The 19,470-nt window shown below is 38.7% G+C and carries 17 protein-coding genes; 15 read left to right on the top strand and 2 right to left on the bottom strand.

The features are described from left to right. The first annotated feature begins 42 nt into the window (after positions 1-42). Together LMF32_RS11655 and pknB are read left to right on the top strand one after the other, a co-directional pair. Positions 43-807 (top strand): Stp1/IreP family PP2C-type Ser/Thr phosphatase, encoded by a 765-nt coding sequence (locus tag LMF32_RS11655; protein WP_317450519.1) that lies wholly within the window; start codon positions 43-45, stop codon positions 805-807. A 3-nt stretch (positions 808-810) separates the two neighbouring features. Beyond that, on the top strand, positions 811-2,802 hold the full coding sequence (gene pknB / locus LMF32_RS11650; RefSeq protein WP_230524840.1) for a Stk1 family PASTA domain-containing Ser/Thr kinase: 1,992 nt from the start codon (positions 811-813) through the stop codon (positions 2,800-2,802). 191 nt (positions 2,803-2,993) lie between these two features. Here the strand turns inward: pknB and LMF32_RS11645 are convergent, their stop codons facing one another. Beyond that, positions 2,994-4,274, bottom strand: a complete 1,281-nt coding sequence (locus LMF32_RS11645; RefSeq protein WP_230524118.1) for an ISL3 family transposase — start codon at positions 4,272-4,274, stop codon at positions 2,994-2,996. Between the two features lie 275 nt (positions 4,275-4,549). Here LMF32_RS11645 and rsgA point away from each other — a divergent pair, with 275 nt between their 5' ends. From rsgA to LMF32_RS11630, 3 genes are read left to right on the top strand one after another with little or no spacing between them, the layout of a single operon-like run. Next, complete coding sequence (gene rsgA, locus LMF32_RS11640; RefSeq protein ID WP_188203763.1) at positions 4,550-5,446, top strand: ribosome small subunit-dependent GTPase A; 897 nt, start codon at positions 4,550-4,552, stop codon at positions 5,444-5,446. An 11-nt stretch (positions 5,447-5,457) separates the two neighbouring features. After that, positions 5,458-6,108 (top strand): ribulose-phosphate 3-epimerase, encoded by a 651-nt coding sequence (gene rpe / locus LMF32_RS11635; RefSeq protein ID WP_188203762.1) that lies wholly within the window; start codon positions 5,458-5,460, stop codon positions 6,106-6,108. Further along, positions 6,108-6,764 carry a thiamine diphosphokinase gene (locus LMF32_RS11630; RefSeq protein WP_223155917.1) on the top strand — a complete coding sequence of 219 codons (657 nt, stop codon included), beginning with the start codon at positions 6,108-6,110 and terminating at the stop codon, positions 6,762-6,764. Before rpe ends, LMF32_RS11630 begins: the two co-directional genes overlap by 1 nt. Positions 6,765-6,834: 70 nt before the next feature. On the opposite strand, the gene rpmB is transcribed toward LMF32_RS11630, so the two are convergent. Next, the gene (gene rpmB, locus LMF32_RS11625; RefSeq protein ID WP_092480160.1) at positions 6,835-7,023 is read right to left on the bottom strand and encodes a 50S ribosomal protein L28; all 189 of its coding nucleotides are present in this window, start codon (positions 7,021-7,023) and stop codon (positions 6,835-6,837) included. 271 nt (positions 7,024-7,294) lie between these two features. On the opposite strand from rpmB, the gene LMF32_RS11620 reads away from it, so the two are divergent. From LMF32_RS11620 to LMF32_RS11575, 10 genes are all read left to right on the top strand, one after another. Continuing rightward, a complete protein-coding gene (locus LMF32_RS11620; RefSeq protein ID WP_092480159.1) occupies positions 7,295-7,657 on the top strand; it encodes an Asp23/Gls24 family envelope stress response protein in 363 nt (120 codons plus the stop codon). Between the two features lie 58 nt (positions 7,658-7,715). Beyond that, positions 7,716-9,383: a DAK2 domain-containing protein gene (locus LMF32_RS11615; RefSeq protein WP_188203761.1), complete on the top strand. Its 1,668-nt coding sequence runs from the start codon at positions 7,716-7,718 to the stop codon at positions 9,381-9,383. A gap of 214 nt (positions 9,384-9,597) precedes the next feature. Next, positions 9,598-11,652 carry an ATP-dependent DNA helicase RecG gene (gene recG / locus LMF32_RS11610; protein WP_092480157.1) on the top strand — a complete coding sequence of 685 codons (2,055 nt, stop codon included), beginning with the start codon at positions 9,598-9,600 and terminating at the stop codon, positions 11,650-11,652. Positions 11,653-11,693: 41 nt separating this feature from the next. After that, complete coding sequence (gene plsX, locus LMF32_RS11605; protein WP_188203760.1) at positions 11,694-12,716, top strand: phosphate acyltransferase PlsX; 1,023 nt, start codon at positions 11,694-11,696, stop codon at positions 12,714-12,716. Positions 12,717-12,846: 130 nt separating this feature from the next. Next, the gene (gene acpP / locus LMF32_RS11600) at positions 12,847-13,089 is read left to right on the top strand and encodes an acyl carrier protein (RefSeq protein WP_092480155.1); all 243 of its coding nucleotides are present in this window, start codon (positions 12,847-12,849) and stop codon (positions 13,087-13,089) included. A 405-nt stretch (positions 13,090-13,494) separates the two neighbouring features. After that, positions 13,495-14,535, top strand: coding sequence for an ABC transporter ATP-binding protein (locus tag LMF32_RS11595; protein WP_188203759.1), 1,041 nt, complete (start codon positions 13,495-13,497; stop codon positions 14,533-14,535). Position 14,536: 1 nt separating this feature from the next. Beyond that, positions 14,537-15,496: an ATP-binding cassette domain-containing protein gene (locus LMF32_RS11590; protein ID WP_188203758.1), complete on the top strand. Its 960-nt coding sequence runs from the start codon at positions 14,537-14,539 to the stop codon at positions 15,494-15,496. Beyond that, the gene (gene opp4B / locus LMF32_RS11585; RefSeq protein WP_230524839.1) at positions 15,496-16,458 is read left to right on the top strand and encodes an oligopeptide ABC transporter permease; all 963 of its coding nucleotides are present in this window, start codon (positions 15,496-15,498) and stop codon (positions 16,456-16,458) included. Before LMF32_RS11590 ends, opp4B begins: the two co-directional genes overlap by 1 nt. Before the next feature lie 32 nt (positions 16,459-16,490). After that, positions 16,491-17,402, top strand: coding sequence for an ABC transporter permease (locus LMF32_RS11580; RefSeq protein WP_092480151.1), 912 nt, complete (start codon positions 16,491-16,493; stop codon positions 17,400-17,402). A gap of 18 nt (positions 17,403-17,420) precedes the next feature. Next, the gene (locus LMF32_RS11575) at positions 17,421-19,259 is read left to right on the top strand and encodes an oligopeptide ABC transporter substrate-binding protein (RefSeq protein ID WP_188203757.1); all 1,839 of its coding nucleotides are present in this window, start codon (positions 17,421-17,423) and stop codon (positions 19,257-19,259) included. Positions 19,260-19,470 lie beyond the last annotated feature (211 nt).

The following is a 19,470-nucleotide window of genomic DNA, read 5'->3' as shown; positions in this document are numbered from 1 at the left end:
CAGTCGTTTAAATCAATCGTCAATATAAAGGGGCTTGAAAAGGTGGAAAAATGGGGTGTCGGTATGAAAATGGTTGTAAAGACCGATAAAGGAAAAAAAAGAGAAACCAATCAAGATTTTGCCAATACATATAAAAACAAACAAGATTTTACCCTAGCTGTACTGTGTGACGGCATGGGAGGACACCGAGCAGGCGATATCGCCAGTGAAATGGTCGTATCGCACTTGGGAAATCATTGGGAAAAATCTTTTTTCGCATCAGTAAATGATGTGGCAGAGTGGCTGGAAGAGAGAATCAATCGGGAAAATGAACGATTGGTTGAAAAATCTCAGCAGTATTCTGATCTAAAAGGCATGGGAACGACGTTAGTGGCAGTAGCAGAAGCTAACGATGGATTTGTTATTGCCAATATAGGGGACAGCCGAGCTTATCGTTTGATTGATGGCCACTTGACTCAAGTGACAGATGATCATTCCTTAGTGGGAGAATTGCTTAGAAGCGGTGAATTGACAGCTGAAGAAGCTTCAAATCATCCGAAAAAAAATATTTTGACTCGCTCTTTGGGTGTTTCAGAACAACTAGGCATCGATATTGATATTTATTCCTATAAAGAGGATGAGTTTATTTTACTATGCTCTGATGGGCTGACCAATATGGTAGCTGATAAGGAAATTGAGAAAATCATTTATGCGTCTGAATCATTAGAAACGCGTGCTGCTATGCTGGTAGACTTAGCCAACGAACGTGGCGGAATCGATAATATTACGGTCATTATGATCGATTTATATGAAGGAAAGGGGGAATAGACAATGGAAATCGGAAAGAAATTGAGTGGACGATACAAAATTTTGAAACCTATCGGCAGTGGCGGTATGGCAAATGTTTATCTAGCACATGATTTGATTTTGAATCGTGATGTAGCGGTCAAGGTACTGAGATATGATTTTAGAAAAGACGAAGATACGATTCGCCGCTTCAAACGAGAAGCCCTATCTTCTACAGAATTGGTTCATCCTAATATTGTCAGCATCTATGATGTTGGAGAAGAAGATGGAACACAATTTATTGTAATGGAATATGTTAAAGGAATGGATTTGAAAGAATACATCATCAATCACTTCCCTATCGCTTACCACAAAGTATTGAACATTATGGATCAAATTTTATCCGCTGTTTCTTATGCGCATCAAAACCAAATCATTCACCGAGATTTAAAACCGCAAAATATCTTAATGGATGAAAACGGAGTAGCGAAGATCACTGATTTTGGAATCGCAGTAGCTGTTTCACAATCTTCGATCACTCAAACGAACTCCCTGTTGGGATCGGTACATTACTTATCGCCAGAACAAGCTCGCGGGTCGATGGCTACAAACCAATCAGATATTTATTCCTTAGGGATCATTTTATATGAACTGCTGACTGGCAGCGTACCATTCGAAGGGGAATCTGCGGTTTCGATTGCTTTGAAGCATTTCCAAGAAACCATTCCTTCTGTTAAAAAGTTTGATCCAAGAATCCCTCAAGCATTAGAGAATGTTGTTTTGAAAGCTACTACGAAAGAAATAGCAGATCGTTACAAGACAGTTGAAGAAATGGCAAAAGATTTAGAGACATCATTGTCTTCAAGCAGAGTAGATGAGCCGCCGTTTACACCAGTTAGTATGCTGCAAGAAACAAAAGTAATTACGCCAATATCTGTTCCTACAGACAATGAACTGGAAGATACAATGGTCATTGAGCCGGTCAAAGAAAGTCCGAAAAAATCGGATCCTGAAGAACCTAAGAAAAAGAAAAGCAAGAAATGGTTGTGGATCGTTCTTTTGGGTATTTTCTTGATTGCAGCGATCAGTGTCTCGGCTGTATATATGATGACACCCAAAGACGTTGTGATCCCCAATGTTGTTGAAATGACGCCAGAAGAAGCTGAAGAAGAACTATTGACAGTCAGTATTACTGTCGATGAAGTCATTGAAGAGCCTAATGAGGACATCGAAGAAGGATTGGTCATTCGGACAAACCCTGATGTTGGAAATAGTGTAAAAGAAGATACGAGTGTCGACTTGTATGTGAGTTCGGGGAAAGCTACAGTGGAATTCAAAGATTATACTGACGAAGATTACCAAGAAGTAAAAGCCGAATTGACCGAATTAGGTTTTACAGTAGAAGCGGTTGAAGAAAGCAGTGAAACTGTACCCGCCGGTATGATCATCGAGCAAGATGTTGACGAAGATGAAGAAGTGGTTCCTTCTGAAACGACAGTTACCTTCACTGTAAGCAGTGGTAGAGCCGGCTTTAGTATGAGAGATTTAGATGGTTACTCTCAAAAAGGAGTCGAAGATTACGCAGCAGAAAATGGGCTGAATCTACAAATCACAGAAGAATATTCTGAAGAGACTCCTGTAGGTTACATTATTTCACAGGATATCGAACCGGGAACAACTGTTTACAGCGGAGACACGCTGAATATCGTTGTTTCATTAGGGCAAGAAGACATTCCAGAACGTCAATTTACAGTTCCGGTGTCTATCCCTTATAAAAACCCAAGTGAAGAATCCTCTTCGCAAGAGGATTCAGACGGAGAGAGTTCCGAAGAGCCGGATCCAATGCCTAATACGATCGAAATTTATATTTCCGATGCAGAACACACGATGGACACATTGTTCCAACAATTTACCATCACTGAAGATTCAGATATGGCTATACCGTTTATTTTAGAAGAAGGCGCTACGGGCGGTTACAAAATCGTTAGAGACGGAGAAACAATAGAAGAAAACAATTCTGTTAAAGCTCCTGAATAAGTTATTAAGACTCTTCGTTGAGTGTATACACGTATGTTGTATACTGCTCAATGAAGAGTTTTTTGTCGTCATTCACTGAACCATCTGTGTAAAATTGTGGCTCTTTGTCAAATAGTGTTGGTAAGAAAATAATTCAATAAAATGAAGTATCCAATAGAGTATTCAAACCTAGTCGTTTGAATACTCTATTGCTATTTTTGAACCGTATTACAAGATAAAAGAATACGGGTTTTAAACTTGGTAAAACGACGAAAACCAAAAGCAATTCGCTTCAATACTTTGATTTTGTTATTCGTCCCTTCTAACGGTCCATTTGTGAAGGGATAAGAAAACGTGTTTTCTACGTAGATCTGGTATTTTTTAAGCGTTCGTAAACTAGTTTTCATATAAGAGGAGAGCCCTTTAGGAGCTGATTTTAAACAATCATTAAACATGGCGTAGTCTTGCTTATCAAAGGCGTATAATAGGCGTTGATAAAAGTCATAGGTCACCTTAAAGGTGTCTCCTAAATCCAATAAGTAATCGACAATTCCTCGTTGTGTTTTCATTCCTTTGAATAAGCGTTGGTAAGTGTAGTCAAAGGAATGAAGATTTTTCTCTTTTTTTAAGACGAGCGGCCAGTAGTTTTTTAGCTTACGATACTTTTTCATCTCTTCTCCATCAGAGGTTCGGTAAGAGTTCATTAAGGCTACTCTTGTTTGATTCATCGAGCGACTGATGAGCTGGACTAAATGAAACGGGTCAATAATGATTTTTGCCTTGGGAAAGAGTTCGTTGATTAAAGTAAAATAAGGTGCATTCATATCAATAACGATAGTTTTAACCTTTAACCGAGTTTTGTAAGCATATCTTCCAAAATGCAGCCGTAAGGTTGTCAGTTTTCTATCAGGGAGAACATCGAGTACTTGGTGCGTTTCAGCGTCCATATAAATAAAGCTTAACTTCTTAGAGACCGATTTAAATTCATCAAAACAAAGGTTCTCAGGAAGCCATTCGGTATTCAATTTATAGTGGTTTCCTAACAACTCCAAGATTCTCGAGGTGGATGCAACACTAACATGGTGCCGTTTAGCCAAATCTTTTTCAGAAATTTTATCCGCTGCTTCAATCGCAATGGACTGTTTTGTTTGCTTTGAAATAAAACAATGACGAGCCACTTCGTCTGTTTCCGCAGAAAAGGTAGACGCACATTGCTTACAGAAAAAACGTTGTTTTTTCAAAAACAAATAAGTAGGGTAGTGAGTCGGACTGTTTAAGGTAATGCGCGATTCTTTATACCCATGTTTGATAATAGAGTACTCTTTTTTCTTCATGCCGCAGTTGGGACACCGTTCAGGTGTGTAAGTTAATGTAGCATAGAAAGCTTTAGCAGACCGCTCTTTTAGCTGAATATCTTTACAAAATTCTTTTTCAAATTGAATGTTTATATCTTTCAAATTCAGTGAAGTTCTTATAGAATGAGAGTAGGACATGTGAGATTCTCCTTTAGAGTGGTTGTGTAGTAACTTCATTCTATCGAAAATCTCCACATGTCTCTATTTTTTTGCCAAAAAAGAGTGCTAGTGATTTTTCTTCACCAACACTAAAAATTATAGAACCAAAATTGTCTGTTCATGTAAAAGGATAAAATAACTTATAGATAAGCCGATATTAAGGAAAGAAAGAGAAATAATGCTTTTTAAGTTTGCATTCTAGTTCATAGTTCAGTAAAGTAAAAAGGGAAGAAAACGTTGAGGAGGACGCCTATTTGCCAGAAGGACAAATTAGAAAAGCTTTAAGTGGTTTTTATTATGTATATTATCAAGGCGAAACATATCAAACCAGAGGAAGAGGGAATTTCAGAAACCGTAACTTGACACCTTTAGTAGGAGATTTTGTAGAGTTTGAGAGTGGAAATAAAGATGAAGGCATCTTAAAAGAATTGCTGGAACGAAGAAATGAACTGGTACGTCCGCCGATCGCCAATATTGATTTAGGAGTTGTAGTGACATCTGCTGTTGAGCCTGATTTTTCTCCGCAACTGTTAGATCGGTTTTTAGTGACATTAGAAAATAAAGGAATCAAAGCCATTATTTATATCACAAAAACAGACTTGATCGATGAAAAGACTTACCAAGAGTTAAAAGAGTATCAAGAGTATTACAAGTCTTTGGGATACACAGTTTATTTGCCCAAAAAAGCGGAGCAAGAAGCTGCTGTTCAACAATTGTGCACACATTTTGCTGACCAATTGACCGTGTTCATGGGGCAGTCGGGAGCAGGAAAATCAACCTTACTGAATACGATCTCTCCAGAATTAGTGCTCAAAACTGCTGAGATCTCAACCTCTTTAGGTCGAGGAAAGCATACTACAAGACACGTAGAATTGATTCCACTGCATGGAGGATTGGTGGCAGACACACCAGGATTCAGTGCAATTGATTTGGCTGAAATAGAATTGGAAGATTTGAGAGAGTTGTTCCCAGAATTTTTAAGGGTACAAGAAGATTGTCGTTTCAGAGGCTGTGTTCACCTTAAAGAACCTAAGTGTAAAGTAAAAGAGTTGGTTGAAGCCGGTGAAATAGCTGATTACCGCTATGCAAATTACAAGCAGTTTTACGACGAAATCAGTCAACGCAGACCAGATTATTCTAAAAAGAAATGAGGAAAAGAACAATGAAATTAGCTCCATCTATTTTAAGCGCAGACTTTGCCAATTTAGAAAGAGATATCAAACTTGTTGAAAGAGGGGGTGCTGATTACATTCATATTGATGTAATGGACGGACATTTTGTTCCCAACATTACTTTTGGACCAAATGTGGTAAGTGCAATCAGACCCATTACTAAACTGACCTTAGATTGCCATTTAATGATTGAAAATCCAGAGAATTATATTAACGATTTTGCTAAGGCAGGAGCGGATATCATCAGTGTGCACGTTGAAAGTACTCGTCACATTCATAGAACGCTGCAAATGATTCGCAACGCCGGAGTTAAACCTGGAGTAGTGATCAACCCGGGAACTCCTGTAGCAGCAATTGAACCCATTTTAAATGATGTAGACTTAGTATTGGTCATGACAGTGAATCCTGGGTTCGGCGGTCAAAGTTTTATTCCTGAAATATTGGATAAAATCCGCCAGTTGGAACAATTGAAAAAAGATAATGGCTACCATTATGAGATTGAAGTAGATGGTGGGATCAATGAAAAAACGATTCAACTCTGCCATGAAGCGGGCGCATCTGTATTTGTCGCAGGATCTTATATTTATTCAGCAGATGCTCCATTAAAACGAATGGATCAGCTGAAAGAAGCGGTCCAATAATGACAGAAGTTAAAATCATGGTTGGCGGGCCTGAAAGCTCGCTGCCTTTAGACGTCTACCAATCGAATGCCGCTGATGTGATATGGGTCGGAGTAGATCATGGAGCTATTCGCTTATTGAAAGAAGGCATCTTGCCTGATTTGGCTGTGGGAGATTTCGACTCTGTCACAGAGGAAGAGCGAACCTTACTAGAAGAGAAAATCACCGATGTCCGGTCTGCGCCTTCTGAAAAAGATGATACAGATACAGAACTGGCTTTACAGTTAGCGCTTGAAGAGTATAAGCCGGACAAAATTTCGATTTATGGCGCAACAGCTGGAAGATTAGATCATTTGATGAGTAACTTTTTCTTTGTTTTTCAACCTAGATTCAAATCTCATGCGTCCTTAATTTCGTTGTACGATCGTTTCAACAGCGTTTCTTTTTATCTTCCAGGCGAGTATGAGCTGACACGAGAAAAAAATAAATCATATGCTGGGTTTGTTTGCATGACTCCAGTACAGAAATTATCTTTGAGAGGGTTTAAATATCCTTTAGATGAGAAAGACTATGCGTATCCGATCTCATTAGCCAGCAATGAATTTAAAGAAACGACTGCTTCGTTTTCTTTTACAGAGGGATTAGTTGCTTTTATCCAAAGTAAAGATGGAAAATAAAGACAAAAAAACAACCTGAGCAATAAAAGCTGCTTAGGCTGTTTTTTTGTTTCGTTCATAAATAGAAAAATTAAACACGTTCAACTTTTCCAGATTTAAGAGCACGAGCAGAAACCCATACTTTTTTAGGTTTACCGTCTACTAAAATACGGACTTTTTGCAAGTTTGCGCCGAAACTTCTCTTTGTTTTGTTTACTGCGTGAGAACGGTTATTACCACTTTGTGCTTTACGTCCTGTTACATAACATACTTTTGCCATTTTTTCTTTCCTCCTTTGCCGTAAATGAAGCAAAGCTTCAATAATCATACCTAAACAATTTAGCATATCTTTTGTTTATTTGCAAGATAATTCGTTCAAGTAATTTTACTTGACACAATTAAATGATCAGGAAGAAATCAGGTTATAGTAAGGTTAGAATGAAATGGCTAAAAACGACCGTTTTCGGTTTTATCTTTTATTCTTCAAGTTGCTATGCTACAATGTAAGGTAGTTATTTATGACTTTTTAAGTCAAGAGGAGGATTTTAAACATGGCAGTTAAAATCAAAACACAATATGGTTTAGTAGATATTTCAAATGACGTGATCGCTACAGTAGTAGGCGGAGCAGCGACTGAGATTTTTGGAATCGTTGGAATGGCGAGCAAAAATCAAATTCGCGACAATCTTAACGAAATTTTGAAAAAAGAAAATTATTCCAAAGGTGTTATTGTTCGCCAAGAAGAAAACGGAGTAGCCGTAGATGTTTACATTATTGTCAGCTATGGTACAAAGATTTCTGAAGTTTGTCGAAATGTACAAGAAAAAGTGAAATACAACTTGGAATCTATGCTAGGTGTTTCTGCAAATGCAGTTAACGTTTTTGTGCAAGGTGTACGAGTATTACAAGATTAGAATAAAGAAGGTTAATGTCACCGTTTCTTAGCGTAGTGACATGAGGAGGATATTAACGGTGAAAGTTGAAAAAATTGAGGCGAAGCAGTTCCGATTAATGGTAGCAAGGGGAGCTAAACGCTTAGAAAAAAATGCAGAATATGTGAATTCTTTAAATGTGTTCCCTGTGCCTGATGGCGATACTGGAACGAATATGAATTTATCTATGACTAGTGGAGCAAAAGCAGTAAGCACTAGCTCTGCAGAGCACGTAGGCGAATTGGCAGGTGCTTTAGCTAAAGGTCTTTTAATGGGAGCTAGAGGAAACTCTGGAGTTATTTTATCTCAATTGTTCAGAGGGTTCGGCAAATCGATGACAGACAAAGAAACTGTCAATGCATCTGATTTAGCTGCAGCTTTTACAAAAGGTGTTGAAATTGCCTATAAAGCAGTTATGAAACCTGTAGAAGGAACTATTTTGACAGTGGCTCGCGAATCTGCAAAAGCAGGTGAGAAAAAAGCTGCCCAAACGACAGATGTTGTAGAAGTAATGGAAACAGTCTTGTCAGCAGCTAAAAAATCTTTAGCTAAAACTCCTGATCTATTGCCGGTATTGAAAGAAGTAGGAGTTGTAGATAGCGGTGGTCAAGGGTTAGTCTACATTTTTGAAGGATTCTTAGAAGTTTTATCCGGTAAAGTGATTGAAGAAGAAGTATACCAACCAACTGAACCAGAAATGACAGATATGATCAATGCTGAACATCATAGAGGCGTTCATAACCATATTGCTTCAGAAGATATTAAATATGGCTACTGTACTGAAATCATGGTTCACATCGGTCAAGGAGAAACGGTAGACAGTGAATTTGATTACGATACATTCCGTAACCATTTGAATGAAATCGGGGATTCTTTATTGGTAGTAAACGATGATGAGATCATCAAAGTGCACGTCCATACAGAAAAACCAGGAGAAGTAATGAACTACGGCCAAAAATTTGGTTCTTTGATCAAAATCAAAGTAGACAACATGCGTGAACAACATGATGCATTAGTGGAAACTGATACAGCTGCTAAACCTGCTGAAAAAGCTCCATACGGCATTATTGCTGTTGCAGCAGGAGAAGGAATCCAAGAGTTGTTCAGAAGTCTGGGTGTCAACTACATCATTAATGGTGGGCAAACAATGAACCCTAGTACAGAAGATATCTTGAAGGCTATTGATGCTGTTCATGCGGAAAATGTTATTGTGTTGCCAAACAACAAAAACATTTTCATGGCTGCTGAACAAGCTGCACAAGAAAGCGACACACCTGTAGTTGTAGTACCTAGCCGCACGATTTCACAAGGTATGACTTCTATGCTGGCTTTCAATGAACAAAATGATTTGGAAACCAACAAAGCTGAAATGAGCAGCGAATTGGAAAACGTTATTAGTGGACAAATTACCAATGCTGTACGCGATACTGAAATAAACGGCGTTAAAATCACTAAAGACGACTTCATGGGAATTATTGATGGAGATATCGTTTTATCAAAAGACGACCGTAAAGAAGCGACTATTGAAACGCTTAAACAAATGTTGAATGACGATAGCGAAATCGTAACGATCATTTTAGGAGATGGCGTGCCTCAAGAGGAAGCTGAAGAAATTGCTTCAGTCATTGAAGCAGACTACTCAGATGTCGAAGTTGAAATCCACGAAGGTAAACAGCCTGTGTATCCTTATTTCTTATCTGTAGAATAGAATAAAAAAGTAGACAAAAATAATAAAGAAGTTTTCTTGATTATTTTTCTGTCTACTTTTTACTGTTTCTATTTTGAGGAACAGAATATGCAGGACTAAAGGAGCTCGGATAGTATCCCGGCTCCTTTGACGAATACCAATTAAGACACAAGGAGGGCTGGAGACAATCTTAAAGGAACGGAATTCCTTTAATGGATAGATTGTCCGTATACTAATGGAAAAAACAATCTATGACCCTGTCTCAGTACTTCAAAATGTAGGTGAGAAAAGGGTAGAAGCTTTAAATGAATTGGGCATTTACACGATTGCTGATTTATTGAACCATTTCCCTTTTCGTTACGAAGATATTCAAGTAAAGAATTTATTCGAGTTAGAAGATCAAGAGAAAACCAGTCTAAGAGGAGAAGTATTAGCAGATGCAGTAGTTTCTCGTTTTGGGTATAAGAAAAGCCGGCTTTCTTTTCGTATGAAAATCGACCAGGCTATTATCGTAGTTACTTTTTTCAACCAGCCGTACCTTGCCAAACAAATCGTCGGCGGCAGTGAAATCACTGTCTATGGCAAATGGGACGATAGAAGAAAAAACTTAACAGGGATTAAGATTATCGGATCTACATCAGTGGAACAAGATGCGGATTTTGAGTCTGTTTACCATACGAACAAAAAAATACGCCAAAAGACTATAGTGGCTTTGATCAAACAAGCTTATGACAGTTATAAAGACGTGATACCTGAGACTATACCGAATGAATTGCGTGTGAAGTATCGCTTGATCTCGCATAAAGAAGCGGTCTATGCTATGCATTTCCCCGTCTCTCCTGAGCAGACCAAGCAAGCGCGCAGAGAAGTCATTTTTGAAGAGTTTTTGTTGTATCAAACTAAAATGCAACTGTTGAGAAAGAAGCAAAAAAAAGTTGGATTTGGTACAGCTATCCACTATGACATCCAACGCTTAAAAAACTTTATTGCTACACTGCCATTTGAATTGACGAATGCTCAAAAAAGAGTCGTCAATGAAATCTGCAGAGATATGAAACAACCGATCAATATGCATCGGCTTCTGCAAGGAGATGTAGGGAGTGGGAAAACGCTAGTGGCGGTTTTGGCTATTTATGCTGCCGCTACTGCCGGGTATCAATCTGCATTGATGGTACCGACAACGATATTGGCTGAACAGCACAGCAAAAGTTTAAACGACTTATTTGACCCTTTAGAAATCCGCACAGCACTGTTGACAGGATCCACTACGGCCAAAGAGAAGCGGCTGATCGAAGAACAATTGCGTTCAGGTGAAATCGATGTAGTAGTCGGGACCCATGCTTTGATTCAAGACACCGTTGAGTTTTCTAAGTTAGGATTGGTCATTACGGATGAGCAGCATCGATTTGGTGTGAATCAGCGTAAAAAACTGCGCAGTAAAGGAATCGAACCGGATGTGTTGTTTATGACGGCAACGCCTATTCCTAGAACATTAGCCATCACAGCGTTTGGAGAAATGGACGTTTCCATTATTGATGAAATGCCTGCTGGCAGAAAACCAATCCAAACGACTTGGGTAAAGCCGAAACAATTCGAACATACATTGGAATTTATTGAAAAACAATTGAGCATAGGATCTCAAGCTTATGTGATTTGTCCACTGATTGAAGAATCAGAAAGTTTAGATGTAAAAAACGCTACAGAAGTATATCAAAAATTATCTCAATTTTACCAAGGGAAATATCGAGTCGGTTTGCTCCATGGTCAAATGAAACCAGCCGAAAAAGATGCCGTGATGCAAGCTTTTAAACAGAACGAACTGCAAGTGCTTGTTTCCACAACAGTTATCGAAGTGGGTGTCGATGTCCCTAATGCTACAACGATGGTCATATATGATGCAGACCGTTTTGGTTTAGCGCAATTGCACCAATTAAGAGGACGAGTCGGTCGAGGATCGAAAGAGTCGTATTGTATCTTAGTAGCCGATCCTAAAGGCGACATGGGGATCGAGCGGATGAAAATCATGACAGAAACAAATAATGGTTTTATATTGAGCGAAAAAGATTTAGAATTAAGAGGTCCAGGGGACGTTTTTGGAAACAAACAATCTGGGATCCCTGATTTTAAAGTAGGGGATATTGTGACGGATTTCAATGCTCTTGAAACGGCTCGTTTAGATGCTGCCGAGCTGGTCCAGCGACCAGACTTTGAGTCTCATCCGGATTTTGCTGCTTTAAGAACGGCAATAGCATTTGACCCGATGACTAGCGAGTCTGATGTGTTCCATTAAGCTGCAACAAATAGAGTATGGAATTAAAAGGAGGAAGATACATGAAAATTGCTGTAGATGCTATGGGTGGAGATAATGCTCCAAAAGCTATAGTAGAAGGAGTAGTGTTAGCTGCTCAAGAATTTAAAGATATCGAGTTTCAATTATATGGAAAAGAAAGTGCTATTCGTGAGCACTTGATTGATGAGACAAACATCACTATTATTCATACCGACGAAAAAATCATGAGTGAAGATGACCCTGTACGTGCTGTACGGAGAAAAAAAGATGCTTCTATGATTCTTGCAGCTAAAGCTGTTAAAGAAGGTAAAGCGGATGCTTTATTCTCTGCTGGGAACACAGGAGCTTTACTTGCAGCAGGATTGCTGATTGTAGGAAGAATGAAAGGTATCGACCGACCAGGGTTATTAGTTACCTTACCAGCCCTTGGGGAAGGCGTAAACGCGTTTAATATGATGGATGTTGGAGCCAATGCTGACAGCAAACCTGAGAATTTGAATCAATTTGCTACTTTGGGCAGTTATTATGCTCAATTTGTCCGCGGAATTCAAAAACCGAGAGTTGGTTTATTGAACAACGGAACTGAAGAAAATAAAGGTAACGAACTGACAAAACAAGCCTATGCCTTGTTGAAAGAAAACCACGAGATCAACTTTATTGGAAATGTAGAAGCCCGCGAATTATTGAACGGTGTGGCTGATGTTGTTGTGACAGATGGTTTCACTGGTAACGCGGTCTTGAAAACAGTAGAAGGAACGGCTTTGAGTATGATGAAACTCGTCAAAAAAGCTACGATGGAAAATGGTACAAAAGCTAAATTAGGCGGTTTATTATTGAAAGACAGTCTAACTGGACTAAAAGATGTGTTGGATTACTCAAAACACGGCGGCGGCGTCTTATTTGGGTTGAAAGCGCCCGTTGTAAAAACACATGGGTCAACCGAAAAAGAAGCGGTATACTTTACCATTAAACAAATCCGTGAAATGCTGGCTTCTAATGTCATGCGGGATCTAGTGAACTATTTTGAAACAAAAACGGATTCTAAAGAAGAAGAAACTAAGTAATGCCCATTGGACATAATAACGGTTTCAAAAAAAGAGATAGACAGAAATTGGGAATAAAGTTAAAATAGAATAGACATAAGATTTAAAATATAGTCAACTGACTATAACATAAGAGTTGGAGGTGTATGGTGTGTTGAATAACGAAACCTTTGAAACAGTAAAAAAAATCATCGTAGAACGTTTTGGAATCGATGAAGATCGTGTAACAGCAGAAATGACTTTTAAAGAGGATTTAGGTGCTGACTCGTTAGATATTGTAGAATTGGTAATGGAAATGGAAGACGTTTTCGGAACTGAAATATCTGATGAAGATGCAGAACAAATCACTACAGTAGGAAATGCAGTTACTTATATCGACAATAATCGTCAATAATCAAAGATAAAAACATAACTGAAACCAATAGACTGGAAAGGAAACTTTCTGGTCTATTTTTTTACCTAAAATTAAGTCGTCAACCAATCCTTTAGACAAATATTATTCACAGATGTATTTATCAAAATAAAGTTGGTTCTGAAAAAATTAAAGTATTCTTTTCATGAATAAAGTTGCAGTAATCACAAGGGTTCTTTTCGTTTTTTCATTTTATTTCAAGACTTATTTATTTCTCATTCAAATAATTTGTCACCCCTTTCAAAATAACGAAGTCAAGGATGATAGCTCTTTTTATTATAGAATGATTAAAAAAACTATTGCAATGCTAGATTTCGGTGTGTATAATTCAGTTAAGTTATTAAATCAAATGTTACATAAATTTAATACTTTTCTCATTTTGATGAGATGCGAAAGTCTTTAGGAGGTATAATTTTGGCCGTAGAACGTTCTTTATTAGAAATCAATCATTTAGAAACAGCTTTTAGAATCAATGATCAATATTACAATGCAGTCGACAATGTTTCGTTAACATTAGAAAAAAACGAAATCTTAGCGATTGTTGGAGAATCGGGCAGTGGTAAAAGTACATTAGCTACTTCTATCGTTGGTCTGCATGACCTATTGAATACCCGAATCACAGGTGAGGCATTATACAAAGATTTAAATTTGTTAAACTTGAATGAGCAACTGTATAACCGTATTCGAGGAAACGACATTGGGATGATTTTTCAAGATCCATTAGGTTCTTTGAATCCCTTAATGACAATTCATGATCAAATCGCAGAAGCATTGATTTACCATACAAAATTAGATAGTGAAGCTCGAACAAATCGAGTGTTGGAATTGTTGGAGCAAGTTGGAATTCCCAATCCAAAACGAGTGATGAAATTATACCCTCATGAATTATCTGGTGGTATGAGACAACGTGTAGTGATTGCAATAGCGTTATCTTGTAAACCGCCAATCATTATTGCAGATGAGCCTACTACTGCTCTTGACGTAACGATCCAAGCTCAAATTTTGGATTTACTAAAAGATTTGCAAGAAGAGATGGGAACAGGAATCATCTTGATTACCCACGATTTAGGAGTCGTTGCTGAAATGGCTGACCGAGTGGCTGTTATGTACGCAGGAGAGATCGTTGAACAAGCAACGGCTTTAGAATTGTTTGAGAATCCGATGCATCCTTACACGCGTTCATTGCTGAACTCTATTCCGCAAAGTAGTGATGAATTAGAAGACGAAAACAAAGAATTGCATGTTATTCAAGGAACAGTACCATCGCTTCCTAAACTTCCAAGAAAAGGCTGCAGATTTGCTCCTCGTATTCCTTGGATACCAGCAGAAGCACATGAGGAAGATCCAATATTACATGAAGTAGCACCTAATCATTTCGTAAGATGTACCTGCTACAAACATTTCCATTTTGAAGGGAAGGATGAGTAGCATGGGATTTATTGAAATCAAAGACTTAAATGTACATTATCCGATCCGAGGCGGTTTTTTCAATACTATTCAAGATCATGTGCGTGCAGTTGACGGCGTGTCTTTTGAAATAGAAGCCGGTAAGACTTACGGATTAGTTGGGGAATCAGGATCAGGAAAAACCACTATTGGAAAATCCATTATTGGATTGGAAAAAATTACAAGTGGAAAAATCTTTTACGATGGCGTAGACGTGACCAATAAAGCACGAAAACGTTCTGGGAAATACGAAGAATACAACCGCGAAGTACAAATGATTTTCCAAGATTCAGCTTCTTCTTTAAATCCAAAGAAACGAATCATTGACGTAATCGCTGAACCAATCCGAAACTTTTCAAAAGTTTCTCCCGGCGAAGAGAAAAAACGAGTTCTTGAATTACTGGACATCGTTGGAATGCCGGAAGATGCACTATACAAATATCCGCATGAGTTTTCTGGTGGGCAGCGACAACGTATAGGGGTCGCACGTGCGGTAGCTTGTAAACCAAAATTGATTATTGCGGATGAACCAACATCAGCACTAGATCTTTCTGTACAAGCTCAAGTATTGAACTTTATGCGCAACATTCAAGATCAGTACCAATTAAGCTATTTATTTATTTCGCATGACTTAGGTGTGGTAAAACACATGTCTGATGATATTGCTATTATGCATAGAGGTAGATTTGTTGAAGTAGGAAGTAAAAATGAGATTTTTAACAATCCTCAGCACATTTATACCAAACGATTGCTGTCTGCTATTCCAGATATCAATCCTAGAGATCGCGAACAACATAAGGCACTTAGAAAAGCAGTGGAGAATGAATATATTCAATCTGAGAGTCAGTACTACGATGAAAATAAACGTGTATTTGACTTGAAACCTCTAACCGATACTCATCTTGTTGCCTTAAAACCAGATGAAGAAGGAGGAGATTTCTAATGTGGAAAACAATATTAAGACGATTCTTAGTGATGCTTCCTCAAGTCTTTATTTTAAGTATCATTGTTTTTGCTTTAGCACAAGCAATGCCAGGTGATCCATTTACTGGGTTGATCACTCCAGAAACAGATCCAGCCGTTATCGAAAACTTAAGAGAACAAGCAGGATTGAATGATCCTATACCTGTACAGTATGTACGTTGGTTGGGAAATGCTTTGCAAGGTGACTTTGGACAAAGTTACACATATAAAATTTCTGTAGGTTCTATTATCGGTCAACGAGCTTCCAACACTGTGTTGCTTTCGTTATTGTCGTTTATTTTAACGTATGCGATAGCCATTCCGTTAGGTATGCTGGCTGGTCGTTACAACAATTCTATTTTAGATAAGATGGTTGTTGTGTACAACTACGTAAGTTATGCTATTCCTACCTTCGTATTAGCATTATTGATGCTATGGTTGTTCGGTTACACGATGAACTGGTTCCCAACTAGTGGATCTGTGGATGTTACAATTCCTGCTGGAACGATGGAGTACTATTTGGATAAAGCTTATCACTTGATTTTGCCGGCTATTACGTATGCATTATTAGGAACAACAATGATCATTCAATATTTAAGAAGTGAAGTAGTAGACGCTAAGACACAAGATTATGTAAAAACGGCTCGTTCAAAAGGTGTACCGGAAAAAGTAGTGTACAGCCGTCATATTTTTAGAAACTCAGCTTTACCGATTGCCTCGACAATGGGATATCAAATTACCGGTTTGATCGGTGGTTCAGTATTTATCGAACAAATCTTTGCTTTCCCAGGAATGGGACAATTGTTTATCAGTTCCTTAAATTCCCGTGATTACAGTGTCATTGTGGCATTGACTCTGCTGTTCGGGGTGGCTATTTTAGTTGGGACGTTATTGTCAGATATCATTATGACTATCGTAGATCCTCGTATCCGTATCGATTAATAGCAGAAATTACAGGAAAGGAATGAAACTAAATGGCTGCTAATACAAATATAGAAGCACAAACACAAGATATGAACACAAGTGTACCGCCAATGGGATTCAAAGTTATTGCTAGAGAGTTTGCTAAAGACAAAGGTGCTTTGATTGCTCTAGTCCTTATGATCGGTTTAATTTTAAGCATTATGATTGGTTCGTATGTAATCGATCAAGACAAAGTCATGTGGGTCAGCTTATTAGATCAATACGCCCCACCTGGGGATAATTTCTTATTAGGTGCAGACTCAGGCGGGCGAGATATTTTCGGACAGTTGCTGATTGGTGGGAGAAACTCCATCTTAATCGGAATCGCTGTTACTTTTATTACCAGTGTTGTGGGAATTACCGTAGGCCTGATTGCAGGTTATTATGGTGGTTTGGTAGACAACATTTTAATGCGTATCATTGATTTTATCATGGTATTGCCAACAACGATGTTGATCATTGTTTTTATCACGATCATTCCAACGTATGATGTTTGGACATTCATTTTCATTATGAGTGCTTTCTACTGGACTGGACAAGCTCGTCTCGTTCGGAGTAAAGCTTTATCCGAAGGCAGACGTGACTATATTAGTGCCTCTAAAACAATGGGGACCAGTTCTTTTAAAATTATGTTCCGAGAAATCATGCCTAACTTAAGTTCATTGATCATTGTTGACTTGACATTGAACTTCGCGGCGAACATCGGAATTGAAACTGGCCTGTCTTATCTTGGTTTTGGACTTCCGTCCAATACACCAAGTTTAGGAACATTGGTTAGTTACGCAACTTCTCCAGATATTTTGGAGAATAAAACTTGGGTTTGGTTGCCTGCATCATTATTAATTTTAGTATTGATGTTGTGTATAAACTATGTCGGCCAAGCATTAAAACGTGCGGCAGACTCTAAACAACGATTAGGATAAGAAAAGGGGAGAAGTAACATGAATAAGAGAAAATTAGGTTTACTTACAGGTTCAGCTGCACTAGCATTAATCTTAGCTGCATGTGGAGGAGGTTCAGACGAGGGGACTGAATCTTCTGCAAACGGAAACGACGGAGCTGCTTCAGAAGGTACTGAAGAGAGCGGAGTTGTTGAGTTCGAAACGGCTGTAACAAATGAAGGAGAAGCAATGGATGGAGGAACGCTTAACGTTGCTTTGGTAACAAGCTCACCTTTCCAAGGACTTTTCAGTTTAGAACTATATGAAGATGGTTATGATGCTGATTTGATGCAATTCGCTATTGAAGAAATTTTTTCTACAGACGAAAACTTCCAAATCACGAATGATGGAGCAGTTAGCTTAGATTTTGATCAAGAAGCTAAAACAGCTACATTAACAGTTAACGAAGGCGTTACATGGTCAGATGGAGAACCTATGACTTCAGAAGACCTATTGTACTCATACGAAGTAATCGGAAGCCCAGACTACACAGGTATCCGTTACGACTCAACAATGACAAATATTGTGGGGATGGAAGAATACAATAGTGGAGAAGCAGATACAATTTCAGGAATCACTGTAAATGACGATAAGAGCATTACAATCCAATACTTAGAAGTTCACCCAGGTATGTTACAATCTGGTGGTGGTATCTGGGCTGGAGCGATGCCTAAACATCAATTAGAAAATATTGCTATCAAAGACTTAGAAAGTTCAGATGAAATCCGTAAAAATCCAATTGGGTTTGGACCATTTGCTGTTTCAAACGTTGTACCTGGAGAATCAGTTGAATTCGTAGCTAATGAGCACTATTACAAAGGTGTTCCTAAATTGGATAAAGTAGTTGTGGAAGTTGTACCACCTGAAAGTATCGTGGCTGCCCTTCAAAACGGCGAGTACGACTTGGCATTATCTATGCCGACAGACGAGTACCCAACTTTTGCTGAACTTCCTGGATACACAATCTTAGGTAGACAAGAGTTAGCTTACACTTACATTGGTTTCAAACTAGGTGAGTGGGATGCTGAAAACAGTGAAGTTGTTCCGAATCCTGATGCTAAAATGAGCAGCAAAGAGTTGCGTCAAGCAATGGGTTATGCTATCGACAATAACGCTGTAGCGACTCAATTCTACAATGGTTTACGTTCTAATGCGAACAGTGCTATTGCACCAGTGTTTGAAGATTTCTGGGCAGAAGACGTTGAAGGATACTCTTACGATCCAGATAAAGCAGCTCAATTATTGGATGACGCAGGATTTGAAGATGTTGACGGAGACGGTTTCCGTGAAGATCAAAATGGCGAAGAGTTAGTAATCAACTTTGCTTCAATGGCTGGTGGAGATACTGCTGAGCCAATCGCTGAATACTACATGCAATCTTGGAAACAAGTTGGATTGAATGTACAATTAACAGATGGCCGTTTGCTTGAGTTCAACAGTTTCTATGACCGTGTAGAAGCGGATGATGAAGCAATCGATATCTACCAAGCAGCTTGGGGAACTGGTACTGATCCTAACCCTGAAGGTCTATATGGACGTAACTCAGCGTTCAACTACACTCGTTGGGCTACTGATGAAAACGACGCATTCTTAGACAACATCTCTGGAAGAACAAGTGATGATGAAGGAGATGCATGGGATAAAGAATGGTTGACAGAACAATACCGTGAATGGCAAGCATACTTCTCTGAAGAAGCTCCAATCATTCCTACATTGTTCCGTAATGAAGTATTGCCAGTTAACGACCGTGTTGCAAACTACGACTGGGGTTACGATGCAGATCCAAGCTTTGGATGGCATGCAGTTGGAGTTACTCAAGACGAAGCAATTACAGAGTAAATCTAAAAATTATTTGAAGAAGTCGGAGTTGATACTCCGACTTCTTTTGTTCGCCCAGCATGGGCGAACTCTAACGGGTGCAAGTCCCGAATGCGACCTGACAGTGGTAAGCATATAGCTGACGGCAAGGGTGTCCACCGTGAGGTGGAATCTGAAGGAAGCCTAAGGCAAAACTCTGGTCTGACGAACAGAAATCACATAAGAGGTGAGT

Source organism: Desemzia sp. C1, assembly GCF_020882875.1.
GTDB classification, from domain to species: domain Bacteria; phylum Bacillota; class Bacilli; order Lactobacillales; family Carnobacteriaceae; genus Desemzia; species Desemzia incerta.
This window is presented reverse-complemented; position numbering and strand designations above follow the sequence as displayed.